22 protein-coding genes are annotated in these 22,140 nt (G+C 65.3%); 19 read left to right on the top strand and 3 right to left on the bottom strand.

The genetic code is table 11. The annotated features are described in order from the left end of the window. Nucleotides 1-91 precede the first annotated feature (91 nt). The 4 genes from XI08_RS09055 (at nt 92) to XI08_RS09040 (ending at nt 2,831) form a co-directional block, all read left to right on the top strand. Nucleotides 92-556: a hypothetical protein gene (locus XI08_RS09055; RefSeq protein ID WP_027545998.1), complete on the top strand. Its 465-nt coding sequence runs from the start codon at nt 92-94 to the stop codon at nt 554-556. 120 nt (nt 557-676) lie between these two features. Further along, nucleotides 677-1,381, top strand: a complete 705-nt coding sequence (locus XI08_RS09050) for a ribonuclease T2 (RefSeq protein ID WP_271574153.1) — start codon at nt 677-679, stop codon at nt 1,379-1,381. A gap of 123 nt (nt 1,382-1,504) precedes the next feature. Continuing rightward, on the top strand, nt 1,505-2,365 hold the full coding sequence (locus XI08_RS09045; protein ID WP_027546000.1) for a 23S rRNA (adenine(2030)-N(6))-methyltransferase RlmJ: 861 nt from the start codon (nt 1,505-1,507) through the stop codon (nt 2,363-2,365). Between the two features lie 250 nt (nt 2,366-2,615). Next, entirely contained in the window at nt 2,616-2,831 is a 216-nt protein-coding gene (locus XI08_RS09040; protein WP_008544396.1) for a cold-shock protein, read from the top strand. A gap of 87 nt (nt 2,832-2,918) precedes the next feature. Here XI08_RS09040 and XI08_RS09035 read toward each other — a convergent pair whose 3' ends face one another. Then, nucleotides 2,919-3,542, bottom strand: coding sequence for an outer membrane protein (locus tag XI08_RS09035; RefSeq protein ID WP_027546001.1), 624 nt, complete (start codon nt 3,540-3,542; stop codon nt 2,919-2,921). A 252-nt stretch (nt 3,543-3,794) separates the two neighbouring features. Between XI08_RS09035 and uvrC the strand changes: the two genes are divergently transcribed. The 7 genes from uvrC (at nt 3,795) to XI08_RS09000 (ending at nt 10,073) form a co-directional block, all read left to right on the top strand. Next, on the top strand, nt 3,795-5,855 hold the full coding sequence (gene uvrC, locus XI08_RS09030; RefSeq protein ID WP_271574152.1) for an excinuclease ABC subunit UvrC: 2,061 nt from the start codon (nt 3,795-3,797) through the stop codon (nt 5,853-5,855). Between the two features lie 97 nt (nt 5,856-5,952). After that, nucleotides 5,953-6,570, top strand: a complete 618-nt coding sequence (pgsA, locus tag XI08_RS09025) for a CDP-diacylglycerol--glycerol-3-phosphate 3-phosphatidyltransferase (RefSeq protein WP_011090204.1) — start codon at nt 5,953-5,955, stop codon at nt 6,568-6,570. After that, the gene (gene moaD, locus XI08_RS09020; protein WP_027546003.1) at nt 6,567-6,818 is read left to right on the top strand and encodes a molybdopterin converting factor subunit 1; all 252 of its coding nucleotides are present in this window, start codon (nt 6,567-6,569) and stop codon (nt 6,816-6,818) included. The genes pgsA and moaD overlap by 4 nt, the downstream gene beginning before the upstream one ends. Nucleotides 6,819-6,822: 4 nt before the next feature. Then, nucleotides 6,823-7,305, top strand: a complete 483-nt coding sequence (locus XI08_RS09015) for a molybdenum cofactor biosynthesis protein MoaE (protein WP_271574151.1) — start codon at nt 6,823-6,825, stop codon at nt 7,303-7,305. After that, nucleotides 7,305-8,264 carry a 50S ribosomal protein L3 N(5)-glutamine methyltransferase gene (gene prmB, locus XI08_RS09010; RefSeq protein WP_271574150.1) on the top strand — a complete coding sequence of 320 codons (960 nt, stop codon included), beginning with the start codon at nt 7,305-7,307 and terminating at the stop codon, nt 8,262-8,264. The genes XI08_RS09015 and prmB overlap by 1 nt, the downstream gene beginning before the upstream one ends. 89 nt (nt 8,265-8,353) lie before the next feature. Continuing rightward, nucleotides 8,354-8,941 (top strand): phage holin family protein, encoded by a 588-nt coding sequence (locus XI08_RS09005; RefSeq protein WP_271574149.1) that lies wholly within the window; start codon nt 8,354-8,356, stop codon nt 8,939-8,941. 1 nt (nt 8,942) lies between these two features. Further along, a complete protein-coding gene (locus XI08_RS09000; protein WP_271574148.1) occupies nt 8,943-10,073 on the top strand; it encodes a YihY/virulence factor BrkB family protein in 1,131 nt (376 codons plus the stop codon). Between the two features lie 41 nt (nt 10,074-10,114). Here XI08_RS09000 and XI08_RS08995 read toward each other — a convergent pair whose 3' ends face one another. After that, the gene (locus XI08_RS08995) at nt 10,115-10,954 is read right to left on the bottom strand and encodes a class I SAM-dependent methyltransferase (RefSeq protein ID WP_271574147.1); all 840 of its coding nucleotides are present in this window, start codon (nt 10,952-10,954) and stop codon (nt 10,115-10,117) included. A gap of 120 nt (nt 10,955-11,074) precedes the next feature. On the opposite strand from XI08_RS08995, the gene XI08_RS08990 reads away from it, so the two are divergent. The 3 genes from XI08_RS08990 (at nt 11,075) to XI08_RS08980 (ending at nt 15,143) form a co-directional block, all read left to right on the top strand. Then, nucleotides 11,075-12,637, top strand: a complete 1,563-nt coding sequence (locus XI08_RS08990) for a winged helix-turn-helix domain-containing protein (RefSeq protein WP_271574146.1) — start codon at nt 11,075-11,077, stop codon at nt 12,635-12,637. Nucleotides 12,638-12,779: 142 nt separating this feature from the next. Further along, on the top strand, nt 12,780-14,273 hold the full coding sequence (locus tag XI08_RS08985) for an EAL domain-containing protein (protein WP_271574145.1): 1,494 nt from the start codon (nt 12,780-12,782) through the stop codon (nt 14,271-14,273). Between the two features lie 15 nt (nt 14,274-14,288). Further along, the gene (locus tag XI08_RS08980) at nt 14,289-15,143 is read left to right on the top strand and encodes a TIGR01459 family HAD-type hydrolase (protein WP_027546011.1); all 855 of its coding nucleotides are present in this window, start codon (nt 14,289-14,291) and stop codon (nt 15,141-15,143) included. A gap of 177 nt (nt 15,144-15,320) precedes the next feature. On the opposite strand, the gene XI08_RS08975 is transcribed toward XI08_RS08980, so the two are convergent. Next, entirely contained in the window at nt 15,321-15,716 is a 396-nt protein-coding gene (locus XI08_RS08975) for a response regulator (protein WP_007596883.1), read from the bottom strand. A 232-nt stretch (nt 15,717-15,948) separates the two neighbouring features. Between XI08_RS08975 and XI08_RS08970 the strand changes: the two genes are divergently transcribed. From XI08_RS08970 to XI08_RS08950, 5 genes are all read left to right on the top strand, one after another. Beyond that, a complete protein-coding gene (locus XI08_RS08970; protein ID WP_271574144.1) occupies nt 15,949-16,920 on the top strand; it encodes a bifunctional riboflavin kinase/FAD synthetase in 972 nt (323 codons plus the stop codon). Between the two features lie 205 nt (nt 16,921-17,125). Continuing rightward, nucleotides 17,126-20,134, top strand: a complete 3,009-nt coding sequence (ileS, locus tag XI08_RS08965) for an isoleucine--tRNA ligase (protein ID WP_271574143.1) — start codon at nt 17,126-17,128, stop codon at nt 20,132-20,134. 183 nt (nt 20,135-20,317) lie between these two features. Further along, nucleotides 20,318-20,812, top strand: coding sequence for a signal peptidase II (lspA, locus tag XI08_RS08960; RefSeq protein ID WP_271574142.1), 495 nt, complete (start codon nt 20,318-20,320; stop codon nt 20,810-20,812). A gap of 96 nt (nt 20,813-20,908) precedes the next feature. After that, on the top strand, nt 20,909-21,634 hold the full coding sequence (locus tag XI08_RS08955) for a hypothetical protein (protein ID WP_271574141.1): 726 nt from the start codon (nt 20,909-20,911) through the stop codon (nt 21,632-21,634). A gap of 194 nt (nt 21,635-21,828) precedes the next feature. Beyond that, on the top strand, nt 21,829-22,140 hold a 312-nt coding region (locus tag XI08_RS08950; RefSeq protein ID WP_271574140.1), incomplete at its 3' end, for a M16 family metallopeptidase.

Raw genomic sequence — 22,140 nt, 5'->3', positions numbered from 1 at the left:
GTCCTGGCCAAGTGTTGCCGCGCTGCACTTGACCTCACCCGCCCTTCGCGGCACCGTCCGACCTTCGCAGATCATTCTGTCTGGATTGCCCATGCGCGCCTCGCCCCCCCTGAAATCGCTCCGCTTTGCCGCCGTGCTCGGCCTCATGTTCGGGGCGCTGTCGCTCGGTGAGGCCAGGGCGGCCAATCCGCTGGAGCTGAACTTCTGGCTGAGCGGACCGCGCTATGACGGCGGCGTTGCCGATTGCGACAAGGCGCTGCCGACGATCGCCACCCAGTTCTGGGAGAAGGAAAGCTCCTTCTGGAACTCCTCGTTGAAGATCACCGGCTTCTCCGCCGTGCGCGAGACCGCGTTCCGGCCCTGGCAGTCCGACAACATTCCGCGCCGCTATTGCACCGGCGAGGCCATGCTCAACGACGGCAAGGTGCGCAAGGTGCATTTCTCGATCATCGAGGATGGCGGCTTCGCCGGTTACGGCAATGGTGTCGAATGGTGCGTGGTCGGGCTCGACCGCAACTGGGCCTACAATCCGGCCTGCCGCGCCGCCAGGCAGTAATTCGACAAGCCCTGATTCGGACCGAGCCAGCGGCTTGGCGGGGGCGGCCCGTATTTTGTTCTTGAAATGTTCTTATCGCCTGCTAGGCTCGATTGCACAGTCTAGTTGAGGGGCGTCGCCATGTTTCATTCCAGATTGCACTCGTTCTCCCGCCTGATGATCTCGCTGGTCCTTGCCCTGCCCCTTGCCGCCGGGCTGGTTTCGCTGACGGGCGCCGCGCAAGCCCAGGACAGGCGGCAGAACGCGCCCGGCGAGTTCGATTTCTATGTGCTGTCGCTGTCGTGGTCGCCCTCCTTCTGCGAGGAGGCGGCCGAGCGCGGCGGCCGCTCCCAGACCCAGTGCAGCGGCCGGCCCTATGCTTTCGTGGTGCACGGGCTGTGGCCGCAATACGAGAACGGCTTTCCGGAATATTGCCAGCGGCCGGCGCCACGGCTGAACCGCAGCATCGTCTCCTCGATGCTCGATCTGATGCCCGCACCGGGCCTGATCTTCAACGAGTGGGACAAGCACGGCACCTGCTCGGGGCTCGCCGATCGCAGCTATTTCGAGACGATCCGGAAAGCGCGTGCCGCGATCAAGATTCCGGCCGAGTATCTCGACCTGTCGCAGGCCAAGACCGTGGCGCCGGCGGAGGTCGAGGAGGCCTTCATCAAGGCCAATCCGGGCCTTAGCAGCGCCGCCGTCTCGGTGACCTGCAACCGGACGCGGCTTTCCGAGGTCCGCATCTGCCTCAGCAAGGACCTGCAATTCCGCGCCTGCGAGGAGATCGACCGCCGCGCCTGCCGCCGCGACCAGGTGACGATGCCGCCGATCAGGGGTGGGTAGCTAAATCAGCTCCGTCATTCGGGGGCACGCGACTTGTCCGCCGAAGCTCGAAGAGCGAAGGCGGAAGCGTGACCCCGGAATGACGGGAGTTACTTTCATCGCGCGATGTCGTAACTCTCCGCGATGAACTACCGTCACGCCTTCCATGCCGGCAACTTCGCCGATGTCATCAAGCACATCGTGCTCGCGCGCATCCTCACTTACTTGCAGGACAAGCCGGGGGCGTTCCGCGTCATCGACACCCATGCCGGCGCCGGCCTGTACGATCTCGAAAGCGACGAGGCGCGGCGCGGTGGCGAATGGCTGACCGGCATCGCGCGGCTGATGCAGGCGCGCCTGTCGAACGAGACCGCCGCACTGACCAAGCCCTATCTCGACATCGTCCGCGCCTTCAATCCGAAGGGCGAGCTCAAGGCCTATCCGGGTTCGCCGCTGATCGCGCGCGGCCTGCTGAGGCCGCAGGATCGCCTCGTCGCCTGCGAGCTCGAGCCGAAGGCGCGCAAGGCGCTGATCGACGTGTTGCGCCGCGACGAGCAGGCCCGCGTGGTCGATCTCGACGGCTGGGTGGCGCTGCCGGCCTTCGTGCCGCCGAAGGAACGGCGCGGGCTGGTGCTGATCGATCCGCCGTTCGAGGCAAAGAACGAGTTCGAACGGCTGGGCGAAGCCTTCTCGGAGGCTTTCGCAAAATGGCCAACCGGTATCTATGTAATCTGGTATCCGGCCAAGAGCCGGCGCGCCACCGACACGCTGGCGCAACTCGTGGCGCGGCTCGCAGCCGCAGCAAAGCCGCCGGGCAAATGCCTGCGCCTCGAATTCAGCGCCGCGCCGCAACTGGACGGCGCAGCCCTCACCTCCACCGGACTGCTGATCGTCAATCCCCCTTACACGCTGCACGGCGAGCTCAAGACGATCCTGCCCGAGCTCGAAATGCCGCTCGGCCAGGGCGGCGCTGCCAGATTCCGATTAGAGGTGCCGAGGCCGTAACACTCCGGCATTCTTGGGAAAAATATGCAGGAGCCGTAGTCAATCTGCAAAGAACCGTATTATGCTATTTCCGTGACTGGCTTTGCGTTCCGCTTCCGCGAATGGTTGCGGCGGAGTGAAGGCCTAAGAAAGATCCGGCCGGACCAAAAGGTCCGCCCAAGGATGGCCAGCTCCCGGGCTCCGTACGGCCCGGTCATGTCGTGACGTGAGTCTGCGTCGCGACGGAGGAGCAATGAGGGGGAGTTTCCCGATGGCCATGACGGGAACGGTCAAGTTCTTCAACGGCGAGCGCGGCTACGGCTTTATCAAGCCGGATGACGGCGGTCGCGATGTCTTCGTTCACATCACTGCTGTGGAGCGAGCGGGACTGAAGGACCTTGCCGAAGGACAGCGTATTACTTTCGAAGTCGAACCGGACAAGAAAGGGAAGGGACCGAAGGCGGTCAATTTGGTCATCCTTTCCTAGCGGGCCTGACTCAAAAAACCTGGCGCAAAAAAAGTCCCGGCCGCGAGCGGCCGGGAGGTTATTGTCCGGTATTTTCTTATTTGGCTATCAGAAGTGATAGTTCACGCCTGCGCGCACAACGCTGGCGCTATAGCCGTTTGACACGCCTGTGATTGCGAACTGACTCGTCGACAGATCGATGTAGAGATATTCGAGCTTGGCGGTCCAGTTGGGCGCGAAGCCCACTTCCGCACCGGCACCGATGGTCCAGCCGGCGCTCGTGTGCGACTCGGTCCAGCCGAAGGTCTGCGCACGCAGCTCGCCGAAGGCGAGGCCGGCGGTGCCGTAGAGCAGGACGTTGCTGAAGGTATAGCCGGCACGGCCGCGCAGAGTGCCGAACCACGGATTGGAGAACTTCCACGGCGCGAAGGTGTCATCAGCGCCGGCGGCCTGGATATCGCCCTCGACGCCGAACACCCATGGACCGTTCTGGAAATTATAGCCGGCCTGCACACCGCCAACGAAGCCGGAGGGCTTTACGGGTGAGTTACTCACCGACCCCCACTCATAGCCGAGATTGGCACCGAGATATGGACCGGCCCAGCTATAGGCATTGAGCGGCTGATTGACGGTATAGGGCGCACGCTGCCCGTAATTGAGATCGGCGGCCTCTGCCGAAGCTGTCCAGCCTGCGGCAACCAACACGGCCGCGCCCACAACGAGCCTCTTCATCACACACTCCAACGCAACTGCCGTAAACCGGTGCGATGCCCGCGCCGCCGCGCCGGGCCACGTCGCATGGTTACGGAACCAAGACCTTTTCGCGTAAGATTTATCGAGAGTTTTAAGTTAAAGCGCTGTTAAGACCCGTTACCGCGCGCTTAACAGACTTAAGGAAGCGTTATCGGGAACCGCGCCCGCCATCCTGTGCGTGCAGCATGGCCGGAACTTCAAATCGGCATCCCCAGCGCCTAAATTCGTCCCATGGTTCACGATTCCACCGACAATCCGGACGACGCTCGCGCACCCAAATCCAGGCGCGGCATGGCACCGGACACCCCGTCCCAGGAGACGGCACCGCCGGACCTCGATCCCGCCACCACAGGCGGCGACGACGAGGACGATGCGCTTCTGCCCGATATCCTGGAAGAGAGCGGCGCGGTCGGCGAAGAGCCGCTGGCGACGGGCCATGAGGCAATCGAGCGCGCAGTCCGGCTCGCGCCGACCTCGCCCGGCGTCTATCGCATGCTCAATGCGAATGCCGACGTGCTCTATGTCGGCAAGGCCAAGAACGTCAAAAAGCGCCTGTCCAACTACGCGCGCCAGAGTGCGCCGCAGCCGGCGCGCATCCTGCGCATGATCGCCGCCACCGTGACCGTGGAGATCGTCTCGACCAACACCGAGACCGAAGCGCTGCTGCTGGAAGCCAACCTCATCAAGCAGCTGCGGCCGCGCTTCAACGTGCAGCTGCGCGACGACAAGTCGTTTCCCTATATCCTGATCACCGGCGACCATTGGGCGCCGCAGATCCTGAAACATCGGGGCGCGCAGACCCGCCCCGGCCGGTACTTCGGCCCGTTCGCCTCCGCCGGCGCTGTCAACCGCACCATCACGGCGCTGCAGCGCGCGTTCCTGATCCGCTCCTGCACCGATTCCTTCTTCGAAAGCCGCACCCGGCCCTGCCTGCTCTACCAGATCCGCCGCTGCGCCGGTCCCTGCACCCGCGAGATCGATTTCCCCGGCTACACGACCCTGGTGCGCGAGGCGACCGACTTCCTCTCCGGCAAGAGCCATGCGGTGAAGCAGGAGCTTGCCGGCGAGATGGAGAAGGCGGCCAATGAGCTCGAATTCGAGACCGCGGCGCTCTACCGCGACCGCCTCGCCGCGCTGTCGGCGATCCAGTCGCAGCAGGGCATCAATCCGCGCACGGTGGAAGAGGCCGACGTGTTCGCCATCCACCAGGAGGGCGGCTTCTCCTGCGTCGAGGTGTTCTTCTTCCGCACCGGCCAGAACTGGGGCAACCGCGCCTATTTCCCGCGGGCGGAGAAGACCTTTACGCCCGAAGAAGTGCTCGGCTCCTTCCTCGCCCAGTTCTACGACGACAAGCCGCCGCCGAAGAACATCCTGCTCTCGCATGAGATCGAGGAGAGCGAGCTGCTTGCCAACGCGCTGTCGATCAAGGCCGGGCACAAGATCGAGGTCACCGCGCCGAAGCGTGGCGAGAAGAAGGAACTCGTCGCCCACGCGCTGACCAATGCGCGCGAGGCGCTGGGCCGGAAGCTCGCGGACACCGCGACGCAGGGCCGCCTGCTCGACGCCATGGCGACGACGCTGAGCCTGCCGCATGCCCCCAAGCGCATCGAGGTCTACGACAACAGCCACATCCAGGGCACCAACGCGGTCGGCGCCATGATCGTCGCCGGCCCGGACGGTTTCGTGAAGAACCAGTACCGCAAGTTCAACATCAAGTCGGAAGGGCTCACGCCCGGCGACGACTACGGCATGATGCGCGAGGTGCTGGAGCGCCGCTTCAAGCGTCTCATCAACCCGCCCGAGGAGGGCGCCAAGGTCAAGGACGACGATTTTCCGCAATGGCCCGACCTCGTGATCATCGACGGCGGCCGCGGCCAGCTCAATGCCGTCCGGGAGATCTTTGCGAATCTCGGCCTGACCCAGGTGTCGCTGATGTCGGTCGCCAAGGGGCCGGACCGGGATGCCGGCCGCGAGACCCTGTTCATGCCGGAGCGCGAGGCGATCAAGCTCGAGCCGCGCGACCCCGTGCTCTATTTCATCCAGCGCCTGCGCGACGAGGCCCACCGCTTCGTCATCGGCTCGCATCGCAAGCTGCGCAAGAAGGACATCCGCGAGGCCGGTTTGCAGGAGATTCCGGGCATCGGCCCGTCACGCAAACGTGCCTTGCTGCATCATTTCGGAACCCTGAAGGAGATCGAACGGGCCTCGATCGCCGATCTCGGCAAGGTTCCGGGGGTGAGCGCCGAAAGCGCCCGCAGGATTTTCGAGTATTTCCATCCCCAGCCGGGGTGAACTAAAGGGGGCCGTGGTCTTATGGTCGTCGCATCCCGCACCCCATTTGGGGAGCGGAACGGTTGACCTTCGGGCCACAGCGGTATTGGTAGGACGGATGAACATCGCCACGACACGAGGGACGACCAGCCGCGCGATGTCCCTCCCGAACATCCTGACCTATGGCCGGATCGCCGCGATCCCGGTCGTGGTCGGGTGCATCTATGCGCAGTCGATTCTGGATCAGCCGCTGTGGCTGCGCTGGGTCGCGGTCGCCATTTTCATCGCGGCAGCAGTCACCGATTACCTCGACGGCTACTACGCGCGGATCTGGAATCAGCAATCGGCGTTCGGCCGGATGCTCGATCCGATCGCCGACAAGCTGCTGGTCGCCTCCTGCCTGCTGATGCTGGCCGCCGACGGTATCATCCATGGCTGGTCGCTGTGGGCCGCCATCGTGATCCTGTGCCGCGAGATCCTGGTCTCGGGCCTGCGCGAATATCTCGCCGCGCTGCGCGTCAGCGTGCCCGTCACCAAGCTTGCCAAGTGGAAGACCACGGTCCAGCTCGTCGCCATCGGCTTCCTGCTCGCGGGCGAGGCCGGCGACCAGGTCGTGCCTGTCGTGACCCAGATCGGCCTCTTGCTGCTGTGGGCTTCGGCGATCCTCACCATGTACACCGGCTACGATTATTTCCGCTCCGGCATCCATCACCTCATCAAGGAGGATGAGGTATGAAGGTGAAATATTTTGCCTGGGTGCGCGAACGGGTCGGCAAGGCCGAGGAGACCGTCGAGCCGCCAGCGACCGTGCGCACCGTGGAAGAGCTGATCGCCTGGCTCTCCGGCCGGAGCGAGGCCTATGCCTACGCCTTCGAGAAACCGAAGGTCATCCGCGCCGCGATCGACCACGCCCACGTCAAGTCGGACGCCGCGATCGCGGGCGCCCGCGAGATCGCGTTCTTCCCGCCGATGACCGGCGGCTAGGCCCATGACTTCCCCTGCGACCACCGGCCCCGTCACCATCCGTATCCAGGAAGACGATTTCGACATTGCGCGCGAGATCGCGCTCCTGACCGGGAGCCGGACCGACATCGGTGCAGTCGTGAGCTTCTCCGGCATCTGCCGCGGCGACGAGGACAGCGCGAAGATCGCGGCGTTGACGCTCGAACATTACCCGGGCATGGCCGAGGAAGAGATCAAGCGTCATGTCGAGGAGGCGACCACGCGCTGGCCGCTCAACGGCGTCACGGTCATCCACCGCGTCGGCCGGTTCATGCCCGGCCAGAACATCGTGCTGGTGCTGACCGCATCGCAGCATCGTCAGGCGGCGTTCCAGGCAGCCGAGTTCCTGATGGACTATCTCAAGACCAGCGCGCCGTTCTGGAAGAAGGAAGAGAGCGCCACCGGCGCCGGCTGGGTCGAAGCCCACGCCCGTGACGACGAGGCCGCCGCGCGCTGGACGAAATCCTGATGGCAAGAGCTTCAAAAAAGACCGCGCGCGGCCGCGCCGCGCCCAAACTTGCGAAAGTCGGCCGCGGCGAGCTTGTCACGCTCATCGACTTCGTCCGCTATGCCGTGAGCCGCTTCAATGAGGCCAAGCTCGCCTTCGCGCACGGAACGACCGATCCGGTGGCGGAAGCGGCCTTTCTGGTCTGCGAGGCCCTGCATCTGCATCCCGACCAGTTCGAGGCCTTTGCCCACGCGCGCGTCACGGCTGCAGAAGGCAAGACCATCCTCGATCTCATCGATAAGCGCGTGACCACGCGCAAACCGGCCGCCTATCTCGTCAACAAGATCTACCTGCGCGGCCTGCCCTTCTATGTCGACGAGCGCGTTATCGTCCCGCGCTCCTTCATCGGCGAGCTCCTGGATTCGCATTTCGGCGGCGACGGCGAGGCCGGCTCGCTGATCGACGACCCCACCGCCGTCGAGCGCGTGCTCGACCTCTGCACGGGATCGGGATGCCTTGCCATCCTCGCCGCGTATCACTTCCCGAATGCAACGGTCGATGCCGTCGACATCTCCAAGGGCGCGCTCGAAGTCGCCGCGCGCAATGTCGGGGAGCACGGGCTCGATGAGCGGGTCACCCTGCATCGCGGCGACCTGTTCGCCCCGCTCGGCGACAACAGATACGACCTCATCATCACCAATCCGCCTTACGTCGATGCGGAAGGCATGGCGGCATTACCGCCGGAATGCCGGGCCGAGCCCAAGCTCGCCTTCGACGGCGGCGCCGACGGTCTCGACGTGGTGCGCCGGATCCTGCGCGACGCCCCCGATCACCTGACGCCGGATGGCGGATTGATCTGCGAGATCGGCCGCGGCCGCGAATTGGTCGACGAGGCCTTTCCGGAGCTGCCGCTGCTCTGGCTCGACACCGAAGACTCCGAAGGCGAGGTGTTCTGGATCGCGGCCGCCGATCTCGGCTGATCGGTCACCGCGGCGGCGCCCGGCGCGGAACAAGTCAAATCCCGTCACGTTCATCCCCGACGAATGTCTCGCTCTCGGAGGATGTCCGCATGCTCGCGCCATCGGGTGAATTGCTGCGCGCCGGCATGGCGCTGAAACTCAACCATCTCAGGCGCGCCACCCGGTCTTACTTGCGTGACCGCACCAGCCAGGCCACGGGACGGGCGACCTCCTATGCGGTCGCGGCCGGCCTGTTCGCAGTGGCCGGGCTGTTCCTGATCGCGGCCTTCTTTGTCGGTCTGGTTGCCTTGTACCGCTGGATCGCAATCACCTACGGACAATTCTGGGGCTTTGGTGCCGTCGGCGCGGTCCTGCTGGTCCTGGCTGCGTGCTGCGCCGGCGCGGCTCTGGCTCAAATGAAGCGTCGGGACAAGCCGATCGTGCCGCTGGCCAGCCGCCTGCGCGTGGCGATCGCCACCCCGCGGATTCCGCGTGGAACGGTCAAGCAGGCAGTGAAAGAGGTCGCGACGACGATTCCCCTGGCACCGCTCGCGCCCGGCGAACGCCGCCATGGCGGCAACACCCGGCCCGTGCGCGCCAACCGTCCCGTGCAGCTGGGTCTGATGCTCGCAGCCGTCGGGCTGCTGGGCTTCACGGCCGCGCGCCGGAGACGGCACCGGCACGGATTGGACGCGTGAGATGCCCGCGCGGCGCTCAGGGCAGCTCGACTCCTGGCTGCTGGTCGCCGCCACCGCCGTCTTGGTGCTGACCGCAGAACGCTACTTCCAGGACCCCGGCGTGATCCGGCCGGGTCCACCGCAAGACCACCGCAACAACGAAGCAAGCTCTCCGGAAACGAGCTTAACCCGTGCCGCGACGCAGCCCGGCCGCGGGCGCCGTTCCAGAAGCCCCTTCGCGATCCCCTGGGCCGGCTGGAAGGATATCTCCTGGCGCACCTATCAGCGCATCGACGACGATCGCTTGCTCGCGACCGCCGGCGGCGTCGTGTTTTTCGGGCTGCTCGCGATCTTTCCGGCCGTCACCGCGCTGGTCTCGTCCTATGGGCTGTTCGCCGATCCCGCCACGATCAGCGCCAATCTCCAGACCCTCGCGACGATGCTGCCCGAGGGCTCGTTCCAGATCGTCGAGGACCAGGTCGCGCGCGTAGTGTCGAAGGGCAATACGACGCTTGGCGCCACCTTCCTGCTCGGCCTCCTGCTTGCGATCTGGAGCGCCAATGCCGGCGTCAAATCGATCTTCGACGCCCTCAACGTCGCCTATGAGGAGCGCGAGAAGCGCAGCTTCATCCGGCTGAACTCGGTGTCGCTGGCCTTCACGGTCGGCGGCATCGCCGCGCTGCTGCTGATGGTGGGTGCCGTCGTCGCCTTCCCGCTCGCGCTCAATCATCTCGGCATGGCGCCCGAAAGCAAGCTCATCGTGGCGCTGGCACGATGGCCGCTCCTGTTCGTCGTCCTGCTCGCGGCACTCGCCATCCTCTACCGCTTCGCACCCAGCCGCGACGCGCCGCGCTGGCAATGGCTGAGCCTCGGCGCGGTGGCGGCCGCCCTGCTCTGGATTGCCGGCTCTGCCTTGCTGTCCTGGTATCTGTCCGAGTTCGCCAATTACAACGCCACCTACGGCTCGCTCGGCGCGGCGATCGGCCTGATGATGTGGCTATGGATGTCCGCGATCGTCATCATGTTCGGCGCCGAGTTGAACTCGGAGATCGAACGGCAGACCCTGCGCAACACGACCACCGGGGAGCCCAAGCCGCTCGGCAGCCGCGAGGCGGTCTCGGCCGCCACGGTCGGCGCCGCCGCCCCGGCATGATGTTGAGGTCAGGCCGAACGCCGGCCTGACCTCAACCCGCATCAGCGCTTGGTGATGACGGCTTCCAGATATTCGCTGTGCACGACGACCGTGCCGTCGTCGGCATGGTTGAACTCGCCGAGCAGCGTGATGAGATCGCGCCGCAGCGCAGCCTGACCGGACTCGTCGAGTGCGGCGAAGGCTTTGAGCATCGGCCCGTAATACGACTTGAAGATTTCGAGCCAGTGCTCCGGCGAGCGATAGCGGAACACGAACATGCGCGGCTCGGCGGCGATCTCCGACGCCTGGTCTCCAAACATCTCCTTGAGGCGGGACGGTGTGCCCCACAATGCCGGCGACTTCACGCCGGCCGGCGGCGCCACATGCCCGCCGATGGTCTTGAACAGCTGGCCGATGAAGCCTTGCGGCGTCCAGTTGGCGAGGCCGATCTTGCCGCCGGATTTGCAGACTCGTGCGAGTTCGGCAGCAGCCTTGTCCTGGTCCGGCGTGAACATCACCCCAAAGGTCGAGACGACGACGTCGTAACTGCCATCGGCAAACGGCAACGCTTCGGCGTCCGCCTCGCGGAATTCGACCATCAGACGATCGGCTGCCGCGCGCTCGCGGCCGCGCTTGAGCAGCGCCGGAACGTAGTCGGTCGATGTGACGTCACACCAGCGCCGGGCCGCCGCCAGCGTCGCATTGCCGTTGCCGGCAGCGACGTCCAGCACTTTGCTGCCGGCGCGAAGGTCCAGCGCCTCGCAAAGCTGCTCGCCGACGATCTGCAAGGTGGTGCCGACGATGGCATAGTCGCCGGACGACCAGGCGCCGTGCTGGCGCTGCTTGACGGCGGCGAGATCGAGTTGGGCTGCGGCGGGCTTGAGCGCGGCGGATGTCGACATGGCAATCTCCTGCGGTTGAAAGCGCCGGGACGATAGGGCGCATGCGGGTCGCTGGCCTTGAGACCAGCGTTATTTTACGCTGAGAGCACCTTGATTTCCGCACGGAGGCCGAGGCGAGGCGTGGCGTTTCAGTTCGAGGATTTCGTGCTCGATCCCGAGCGCCGCGAATTGCGGCGAGCGGACTCGCTCGTCGCGCTCGAGCCCCAGGTGTTCGATCTTCTGCTCTATCTGGTCCGCAACCGCGAGCGCGTGGTGACGCGGGACAATCTGCTCGATGCGGTCTGGAACGGCCGCGTCGTCTCGGAATCGACCCTTACCAGCCGGATCAACGCAGCACGGCGCGCGGTCAACGACAATGGCGAGGAGCAGCGGCTGATCCGCACCATCGCGCGCAAGGGCGTGCGCTTCGTCGGCGATGTCACGGAACTTTCCTCGGCCGCAACGCCCGCGGCGCCAGCCCAACCGTCCAACGCGCCGCCAACGGCATTGCCGCTGCCAGATCGTCCGGCCATCGCGGTCCTGCCCTTCACCAACATGAGCGGCGAAGTCGAGCAGGATTATTTCTCCGACGGCATCAGCGAGGACATCATCACCGCGCTGTCGAAGCTGCGCTGGTTCTTCGTCATCGCGCGCAACTCCTCCTTCATCTACAAGGGCCGTCCGGTTCATCTGCGGCAGGTCGCGGAAGAACTCGGCGTGCGCTATGTCGTCGAAGGCGGCGTCCGCAAGGATGGCGACCGCGTCCGCATCACCGCGCAGCTCAACGACGTCGCCACCGGCAGTCATCTCTGGGCTGAGCGCTATGACCGCGAGCTCGCCGACGTCTTCGCCGTGCAGGACGAGATCACCGAAGCCATCGTCGCCGCGATCGAGCCACAGCTCTATGCCGCGGAGAGCTTTCGCGCCCAGCGCAAGCCGCCCGACAGCCTGGACGCCTGGGATCTCGTGATGCGCGCCCTTTCCCACTACTGGCGCGTGACGCGGCAGGATCATGTCGTGGCGCAGGCGCTGCTCGAGAAGGCTATCGCGCTCGACCCGAACTACGGCAAGGCGCTCGGCCTGCTCGGCACCAGCTACATGTTCACGGCGCATATGGGCTGGATGGAGATGGCCACGGCAATACCCCTCGCCGAGCGCGCGGCCAGGGCCGCGATCCGCGCCGACGATGAGGATGCCTGGGCCCACAATGCGCTCGGCCATGTCCATCTGTTCGCGCGGCGGTTCGAGGACTCGCTCGCCGAGTTCGAGACCGCGCTCCGGCTCAATCCGAATTTTGCGCTGGCGCAGGGCTATTATGGTCTGGCGCTGGGCTATTGCGGCCGCTGGCAGGATGCCGACGAGGCCGCGTGCCGAGCGATCCGCCTCAGCCCGCGCGATCCCTACGCGCCGGTCTATTTCGGCATCGCCGCCTTCGCCCGCTTCCTCGGCAGCGACTACGCGGAAGCGATCCGGCTCGCACAGGAGTCGCTGCGCCAGCGTAGCGACTTCGTCGGCGGGCACCGGGTGCTGGTTGCCGCTGCCGGCATGGCCGGACAAACCGAGACCGCCCGGGTTGCCCTGAAGGAACTCCACCGGGCCCAGCCGAACGTTTCGCTGACCTGGATCGCCGAATTCATGCCGATCAAACTCGCCTCCGATCGCGAGCACTATCTCGAAGGCTTTCGCCGGGCTGGCCTGACTTGAAGGGCAAACGGACCACTATCCCCTCGAATCAACAATGATGTTAGGGTCATGCGGCTTGGGGGAGCATGAGGCGTGACGGGTTCGCACAGTAACCCGTGTTTTCCCGGGTGAGGCAGTCAGCTCTTGAGGCGTAACGCGCGGCATGATTCGCATTTCGACGATCTTCATCGCCATCTGCATGGTTCTGGTCGCGGCCTCGCTCGGGCTTGTGCTCTACGCGGTCGCCGGCATCAGCGGAACCGAATCCGCGATCGTGGCGCTGACCGCGCTGACCTTCCTGATCCTCTACAACGCGGTGTCGATGCGGCTGCGCGACCGCAGCGACGTCGGCGGCCAGATCGCCGACCTCTCCCGCGGCACCGCCGACCTCGCCCGCCAGGTGGCCGAATTCGGCCGCCGGTTAGCTGCGATCGAAGGGCGCATCGCTTCGTCCAATTCGACCAATTCCGACCGCATCCAGTCGGTGGTCGGCGAGATCAACGAGCTCGGCGGGCTCGTCAGGCAGCTTGCTTCCACCGTGTCGACCCATGAGGACCTGCTGGCTGGCGCCGCGCCTGCAGCTGCGGCGGCTCCGGCCGCAAGGCCGGACCCGGAAGCGCCGATCGACCTGATCGCGCCGCTCCAAGAGCGGCCGGTGGCGCCGCCACTGCTTCCCGCGGCTCCCCCGCCTCCCGCAGCGCAGCCGCGGCCGGCACCGGCAGTTCAGGCCCAAACCACCCAACCGGTTCAGACCGCCAACGGACGTAACCAGACCCAATTGCTGGCGACGCTCCGCAACGCGGTCGACGAGAACCGCATCGACATCTTCCTCCAGCCGATGGTGACGCTGCCGCAGCGCAAGGTGCGGTTCTACGAGGCGGTGACACGCGTCCGCGACGAGCGCGACCAGTTGATCGCCGCCGAGGAGTTCATCAGCATCGCGGAGGCCTCGGGCCTGATCGGGCGCATCGACAACATGGTGATGCTGCGCTGTGTGCAGGTGCTGCGCCGCCTCATGGTCCGCAACAAGGACGTCGGCGTGTTCTGCAACGTCGCGGCCTCCACGCTCGGCAATTCGACCACCTTCGCGCAATGCCTCGACTTCCTCGAAGCCAACCGGGCGCTGGCGCCGTCGCTGGTGCTGGAGTTCAAGCAGTCGACCTTCCGCAATCTCGGCCCGGCCGAGTCCGAGAACCTCGCCGCGCTCGCCCAGCGCGGCTTCCGCTTCTCGATCGACCATGTCACGGATCTGCGCATCGAGCCGCGCGAACTCGCCGACCGCGGCGTGCGCTTCATCAAGGTTCCGGCCACGCTGTTGCTCGACCCGAGGCAGGCCTCGACCTCCGACATCCACCCGTCCGACCTCTCCGACCTGCTCGGCCGTTTCGGCATCGATCTGATCGCCGAGCGGATCGAAGGCGAGCGCGCCGTGGTCGATTTGCTCGACTATGACGTTCGGTTCGGCCAGGGGTTCCTGTTCGCGCCGCCCCGGCCATTGCGGCCGGAGGGGGCATCTGCTACCGGCGGGGCCTCGCCGAACCAGGCGCAGGATATTCAGGGATCCAATGGCTCCGCTCCACTCAGCCAAGGCGCGACGTCAGCCGCACCTCCGGCACAACGCATCACCGGCAACGCGGCGCTCGCACGCCGGATCTGATCGGTCGCGCGCATCATGACCACGCTGCATTTCGCCGAAAGCCTGCGCGAGCTCGTGGGCGATGTGGACGTCGTGCTCAGCGACATCTGGGGCGTGGTCCACAACGGCCTGGAATCTTTCCCCGAAGCCTGCGAGGCGCTGCACACCTATCGCAGCCGCGGCGGTACGGTGATCCTGATCACCAATGCCCCACGCCCCGCCGACTCTGTGCAGCGGCAATTGCGCAAGCTCGGTGTCGCCGACGAGACCTATGACGCGATCGTCTCGTCGGGCGACCTGACCCGGCTCTATGTCGCCGAACATCCCGGCCGCAAGATGTTCTGGCTGGGCCCAGAGCGCGACAACTCGATCTATCGCGGCTTAGATGCGGTGACCGCGCCGCTGGAACAGGCCGACTACATCGTCTGCACCGGCCTCTATGACGACGAGACCGAGACGGCGGAAGACTATCGCGGCATGATGCTGAAGGCGCGCGAGCGCAAGCTGACGCTGGTCTGCGCCAACCCGGACATCGTGGTGGAACGCGGCGACCGGCTGATCTATTGCGCCGGCGCGATCGCCGAGCTCTATCGCGAGCTCGGCGGCGAGGTGATCTTCTACGGCAAGCCGCACCGGCCGATCTACGAGCGCGCGATGGCGCTCGCCGGCGAACGCCAGGGCCATCAGATCGACCGCAGACGCGTGCTGGCGATCGGCGATTCCGTCCGCACCGACTTAACCGGCGCGCGCGAATTCGGCATCGACTGCCTGTTCGTCACCCGCGGCATCCATGCCGAGGAGTTCGAAGGCCTCGACCAGCTCGACCCGGCGTCCGTGATGGAATTGTTCGGCCACCCGCCGAAGGCGCTGATGCGCGAATTGAAGTGGTAGTGATCTGATCGTCATTCCGGGGCGATACGGAGCATCGAACCCGGAATCTCGAGATTCCCAGGTGCGCAATCGCGCACCGTAGTTCGCCCTTCGGGCGCCCCGGAATGACACTCCCAACGCAGAAAGCCCGGGACAAAGCCCGGGCTTTCCGAATTCAGCCGAAAACTCAGGCGCGCCTTACGCGCTCGCCATGTCCGGGAAGACCGCCTCGATCTTGGTCTTCAGCGTCGCCGCGTTGAACGGCTTGACGATGTAGTTGTTCACGCCGGCCTTCTTGGCCGCGATCACATTCTCGGTCTTCGATTCCGCCGTGATCATGATGAAAGGCGTGGTGGCGAGGTTCGGATCCGCGCGCACTTCGCGCAGGAGGTCGTAGCCCGTCATCGGCTCCATGTTCCAGTCGGAGATCACGAGGCCGTACTTCTTGCCGCGCATCTTGTTCAGCGCCGCCGAACCGTCGCTGGCATCGTCGATGTTCTCGAAGCCAAGCTGCTTCAGCAGATTCCTGATGATGCGGATCATGGTGCTGTAGTCATCAACCACCAGAACCGACATCGACAAATCAACCGCCATCTCGACTCCCCCAACGCAAACCCAGGAATATTACGATTGGAGCTGCCAGGCCGGGAGGCCCGTGCAGTTCCACGTTTCAAGGACTAGCATCAAGGCGTTAAACAGCCCGTTAACTGGGGCGGCCCCCGAAGAATTGAAATCGTGTTCAATGCCGCCGCCTCCCCCGCTTGACTTCGCCGGGCGGGTCAAGCCACGGTCCCGGCCGGTCCCGCCCGGCTCGAGAATTCCCCTGATGGTCCCGCATTTTACCGTTATCCGCGACACCACGCCGGATTCCGCTATTCCCCGGGGCGCAGTGGTCGCCATGGGCAATTTCGACGGGGTTCATCTTGGCCATCGCGCAGTGATCGCAGCAGCCCTGGAGATGGGCCGGGCGCATGGCCGCCCTGCGCTGGCGTTGACCTTCGAGCCGCACCCACGGCGATTTTTCAGCCCCAACACCCCGCAATTCCGCCTGACGGACGAGCGGGCCAAGCTGCGGCTTTTGGCCGGGACCGGGCTCTCCGGCGCCGTGGTCATGACCTTCGACAAGGCAAGAGCCGGCACCAGCGCGCAAGATTTCATTCACCATGACCTGATCGGGCGTCTCGGCGTCAGCGCAATCGCGGTCGGCTATGACTTCCATTTCGGCAAGGGACGGGTCGGCTCGCCGAGCCTGCTGGTCAACGAGGCGCCCCGGCTCGGCATCGAGGTCGACGTGCAGCCGCATGTCGATTTCGACGAGCGGCCGGTCTCCTCCAGCGCCATCCGGATTGCGCTCGCCGAAGGCCAGCTTGACGGGGCCACCACCATGCTCGGCGCCCCCTGGTTCATCACCGGCGAGGTGATCCATGGCGAGAAGCGCGGCCGCGACCTCGGCTACCCCACCGCCAATATCCGCCTCGACGCCAATTGCGGCCTCAAGCACGGCATCTATGCGGTGCGGGTCGGCCGCGGCGCCGAGCGCCTGGACGGGGTGGCCAGCTTCGGCCGCCGCCCGACATTCGACAATGGCGCTCCGCTCCTGGAAATCTTCCTGTTCGACTTCAAGGGCGACCTCTACGGGCAGGTGCTCGACTGCGCCTTCGTCGGCTTCATCCGCGAGGAGCTGAAATTCGACGGCATCGAGGCCCTGATCCGCCAGATGGACGACGATTCCGCCCGCGCCCGCGCCATGCTGGCCGCCGCCCCGGACGCATTTCCGCGGCTTGGCGTCATCGATTGAGGCCGAAAACCGGCCGGCCGGACCTTTGCGCTTCCCTTAGCCCCCTGCTATGGAGAGCCCATGTTTGCGCGGCGCATCATAGGGATTAGCGGCCCGGCTTCCGCCTGAGCCTTTGGCTCGGCGCAAGACCGGGATTTCGTCGTTTTCACCCCGCGATTCCGCATCGCCATCCGTTTTCCCGCGCCCTTCCGAGCCAGTCAGCCTCATGTCCGAAAAGCCGCAAAAGTCCCAAAAGTCCGAAGTCAAAGACTATTCGAAAACCCTGTTCCTGCCGCAGACCGACTTCCCGATGCGCGCCGGCCTGCCGCAGCGCGAGCCGGAGATCCTCAAGCGCTGGTACGAGATCGGCCTCTACGAGAAGCTGCGCGCGGGCGCCAAGGGCCGCGACAAGTTCGTGCTGCATGACGGCCCGCCCTACGCCAACGGCAACATCCACATCGGCACCTCGCTGAACAAGATCCTCAAGGATCTCGTCACCAAGAGCCAGCAGATGCTCGGCTTCGATTCCAACTACGTGCCGGGCTGGGACTGCCACGGCCTGCCGATCGAGTGGAAGGTCGAGGAGGAGCACTATCGCAAGAAGGGCAAGCAGAAGCCCGACTTCCGCGACAGTGCGGCGATGATCGATTTCCGGAAAGAGTGCCGCGCCTATGCCACCCATTGGCTCGGCGTGCAGCGCGAGGAGTTCAAGCGTCTCGGCGTGATCGGCGACTGGGATCATCCCTACGCCACCATGAGCTTCCCGGCCGAAGCCCAGATCGCGCGCGAACTGATGAAGTTCGCCGCCAACGGCACGCTGTACCGCGGCTCCAAGCCGGTGATGTGGAGCGTGGTCGAGAAGACCGCGCTGGCCGAAGCCGAGGTCGAGTACGAGGACTACACCTCCGACATGGTCTGGGTGAAATTCCCGGTGACCTCGCCCGCGCACGGCGCGCTCGCCTCCGCGAGCGTCGTGATCTGGACCACCACGCCCTGGACGCTACCCGGCAACCGCGCCATCTCGTTCTCGCCGAAGATCGCCTATGGCCTCTACAAGGTGACGGACGCACCGGCGGACAACTGGGCCAGGACCGGCGATCTCCTGATCCTCGCCGATGCGCTCGCCGACGAGGTGTTCAAGCAGGCGCGTGTCACCGCCTATGAGAAGGTGCGCGACGTCCCCGCCGACACCATGGACGCAATCGAATGCGCCCATCCGCTGAAGGACCTTGCCGGCGGCTATGACTTCACCGTGCCGCTGCTGTCGGGCGACCACGTCACCGACGACACCGGCACCGGCTTCGTGCACACCGCCCCGAGCCACGGCCGCGAGGACTTCGACGTCTGGATGGCGAACACGCGCGACCTCGACGCGCGCGGCATCAACAGCACGATCCCCTACACGGTCGATGAGAACGGCGCCTACACCGACCATGCCCCTGGCTTCGTCGGCAAGCGCGTCATCAACGACAAGGGCGAGAAGGGCGATGCCAACGAGGCCGTGATCAAGGCCCTGGTCGAAAAGGGCATGCTGCTGGCGCGCGGCCGGCTCAAGCATCAATATCCGCATTCCTGGCGCTCCAAGAAGCCGGTGATCTTCCGCAACACGCCGCAATGGTTCATCGCGATGGACAAGGATATCGCGGCAGGCGGCAAGACCAAGTCCGGCGACACGCTGCGCGCCCGCGCGCTGCACGCGATCTCGGTGACGCAATGGGTGCCGCCGTCCGGTGAAAACCGCATCAACGGCATGATCGAGGCGCGCCCCGACTGGGTGATCTCGCGCCAGCGGGCCTGGGGCGTGCCGATCGCCGTGTTCGTGCGCGAGAAGGCTGACGGCTCCGCCGAGATCCTCCAGGACGAGGCCGTCAATACCCGCATCGGCGACGCCTTCGAAAAGGAAGGCGCCGACGCCTGGTACGCGAAAGGCGCGCGCGAGCGCTTCCTGGGCGCGCATGCGAACGAGGGCTGGCAGAAAGTCGACGACATCCTCGACGTCTGGTTCGATTCCGGCTCGACGCACGCCTTCGTGCTCGAAGACCCCGTGCACTTCCCGGGGCTGTCAGGCATCAAGCGCAAGGTCGACGGCGGCACCGACACCGTGATGTATCTTGAAGGCTCGGACCAGCATCGCGGCTGGTTTCACTCCTCGCTGCTGGAAAGCTGCGGCACGCGGGGCCGCGCGCCCTACGACATCGTGCTGACCCACGGCTTCACCCAGGCCGAGGACGGCCGCAAGATGTCGAAGTCGCTCGGCAACACCATCGAGCCGCAGGCCGTCATCAAGGAATCCGGCGCCGACATCCTCCGGCTCTGGGTTGCGTCCTGCGACTACACCGACGACCAGCGCATCGGCCCCGAGATCCTGAAGAACACGGTCGAGACCTATCGCAAGCTGCGCAACACCGTGCGCTGGATGCTCGGCACGCTGCATCATTACAAGCCGACAGAGGCGGTCGCGCCCGCCGAGATGCCCGAGCTCGAGCGGCTGATGCTGCACGAACTCGCGATGCGCGCCGAGCTGATCGGCAAGGCGTACGAGACGTTCGACTTCAAGAACGTGGTGGCGACGCTGTCCGCGTTCCTGAACAGCGAGCTCTCGGCGTTCTACTTCGACATCCGCAAGGACACGCTCTATTGCGATCCGCCGTCCTCGCCGACGCGCAAGGCGGCGCTGACCACGATCGACCTGTTGTGCTCTTCGATCCTGAAATGGCTGGCGCCGATCCTCAGCTTCACTGCGGAGGAAGCCTGGCGCATGTACCGGCCGGATGCGGAGCCTTCAGTGCACCTCACGCTATTTCCGGGGGATCTCGAAAAGCTCCGCGACGACAAGCTCGCCGCGAAATGGGAGGCGATCCGCAACGTCCGCCGTGTCGTCACCGGCGCGCTCGAGCTCGAACGCGCCGCCAAGAACATCGGCTCGTCGCTGGAGGCCTCGCCGGTCATCTATGTCGCCGACCGCGACATGCTGGCGACGCTGTTCGACACCGACCTCGCCGAAGTCTGCATCACCTCGAACTACGAGGTGCGCGAGGGCGAGGCGCCGGCGTCTGCGTTCCGTCTCGATGCCGTGCCCGGCGTTGCCGTCGTGGTGGAGAAGGCGGTCGGCACCAAATGCGCCCGCTCCTGGAAGATCTCGCCGACAGTCGGCGAAGACCCCGAATACCCCGACGTCACCCCGCGCGATGCCAAGGCGCTGCGCGAATGGAAGGCGCTGGGGGTCGGCGTTTGATCTAGCGTCGTCCTGGCCTAGTGCGCAATTGCGCACGGGAGCCAGGACCCATTACCACCGTCGCCAATTGCAGCGAAGGCTGATGACCACGAGTCTTTCAATCAACGACCGCCTGGGGTTATGGGTCCTGGCATTCGCCAGGACGACGGCGGAGTGTGCCGCGGCGGCGTTGGGTCACTCACGATGACCCCCCTCCGCGCCGGCATCATCTCGGCCATCGCCACGGTCATCCTCGACCAGGCCTCCAAGCTCTGGCTACTGAACGTGTTCGACCTCGCCCGTCGCGGCGCGGTGAAGGTGACGCCGTTCTTCGACCTGGTGCTGGCCTGGAACATCGGCATCAGCTTCGGCTGGCTCCAGAACGACAGCCAGGCGGCGCAGCTCGCGCTGATGGCCGTCAAAGGTATCGCAGTGGTGGCGCTGGCGATCTGGATGGCCCGCTCGCACACCCTGCTTGCGACCATCGCGCTCGGCCTGATCATCGGAGGCGCCATCGGCAATGGCATCGACCGCCTGGCCTATGGCGCGGTGGTGGATTTCGCCCTATTCCACATCGAGATCGGCGGAAATACCTATAATTGGTATGTGTTTAACCTCGCCGACGTGGCCATCGTTGCTGGGGTGGCGGCGCTATTGTATGATTCCTTCCTGGGGGTACCCGCCGCAAAAGCGCCCTGATCCCGGCCGATACGACCGGCAGGTGGAACCCGCTTTTTGCGAGAGTTTGAGCCGCCGGCGAGCGGCAATCTGCCACAATATGGAACAGGTACACTGATGCGCAGCTCGAAGACCAGCGGTTCGATGGTTCGAGACCCCCGGTGGGGGTTCTGGCGGGCGTTGAAATTGTCCGCTGTCGCGCTCGGCATCGGTCTCGTCATGGCAGCAGGCGCGGCCCGCGCCGGCGACGATGACGAAGACGATCGGACCTTCGAGGAAAAGATCATCGATAATTTGATGTCGGGTCTCGGCGCCAAGAGCATGGAAACGCCCGGTATTGAGTACCGCGAACGTTCGCCGCTGGTGGTGCCGCCGAAGCTCGACCTGCCGCCGCCGGCAGCGGCCGCCGAGGCGGCTCCTCCGAACTGGCCAAAAGACCCGGATGAGAAGCGCCGCAAGGAGGCTGCCGCAGCCAGGAAGAAATCCGGCACCAAGTTCGTGAACCCCTGGGAAGCGGCCCGACCACTCACTCCGGCCGAGTTGAACGCCGCCAAGACCAACGGCACCAGCCGCACGTCGAGCAACGACTCTGTCCAGCCGGGCGGAAACAATCCAACCATGAGCCCCAGCCAGCTCGGCTATAAGGGCGGTCTGCTCGGCATCTTCAAGGGTGACAGCGAAGAATCCAAGCAATTCACATCTGAGCCGCCGCGGGCATCCCTGACCGAACCACCGCCCGGATACCAGACGCCCTCGCCCAACTACGCCTATGGCGCCGGCGGACCGGATAAGTCCAAAAGGACATATTTTGACGTGCTCAGCGGCAAGGAAAAAGAGAAATAGCGCTCTTGCCGATTGGCGTCCCCATACGGAACTGCCGCAATCGACCGGTGTAGGCCGGACGAGGCACATGACTTATCTTTAACTTCACGATGACGGCGTTCTCTGCTTCGTGACGCGAAGCCTCAGCCGCACGGTGTAGCATGCCGTGCCGCCGAGCCGGACATCCGGACCTCGGCCTTTCACTAGGGATCATGATGTCCTCTTACCGATCGGCTGCCCGCCTCCTTGCCGCGCTGCTTTCGTCGAGTGTCCTCTCAGCCAGCGCGGCCCTCGCCCAGACCACGGTGACATCGGCCCCGCCCGCCAGCTTCACGCTCAGCAACGGCATGCAGGTCGTGGTGATCCCGGATCACCGCACACCCGTGGTCACGGAGATGATCTGGTACAAGGTCGGCTCGGCCGACGAGACGCCGGGCAAATCCGGGCTCGCGCACTTCCTCGAGCACCTGATGTTCAAGGGCACTTCGAAGCATCCGGTCGGCGAATTCTCCCAGACCGTGCTTCGT

The sequence above is a fragment of the Bradyrhizobium sp. CCBAU 11361 genome, from assembly GCF_028128935.1.
In the GTDB taxonomy this organism is placed as follows: domain Bacteria; phylum Pseudomonadota; class Alphaproteobacteria; order Rhizobiales; family Xanthobacteraceae; genus Bradyrhizobium; species Bradyrhizobium niftali.
The sequence above is the reverse complement of the archived record's forward strand: the minus strand, read 5'-3'. Positions and strand labels throughout refer to the sequence as shown.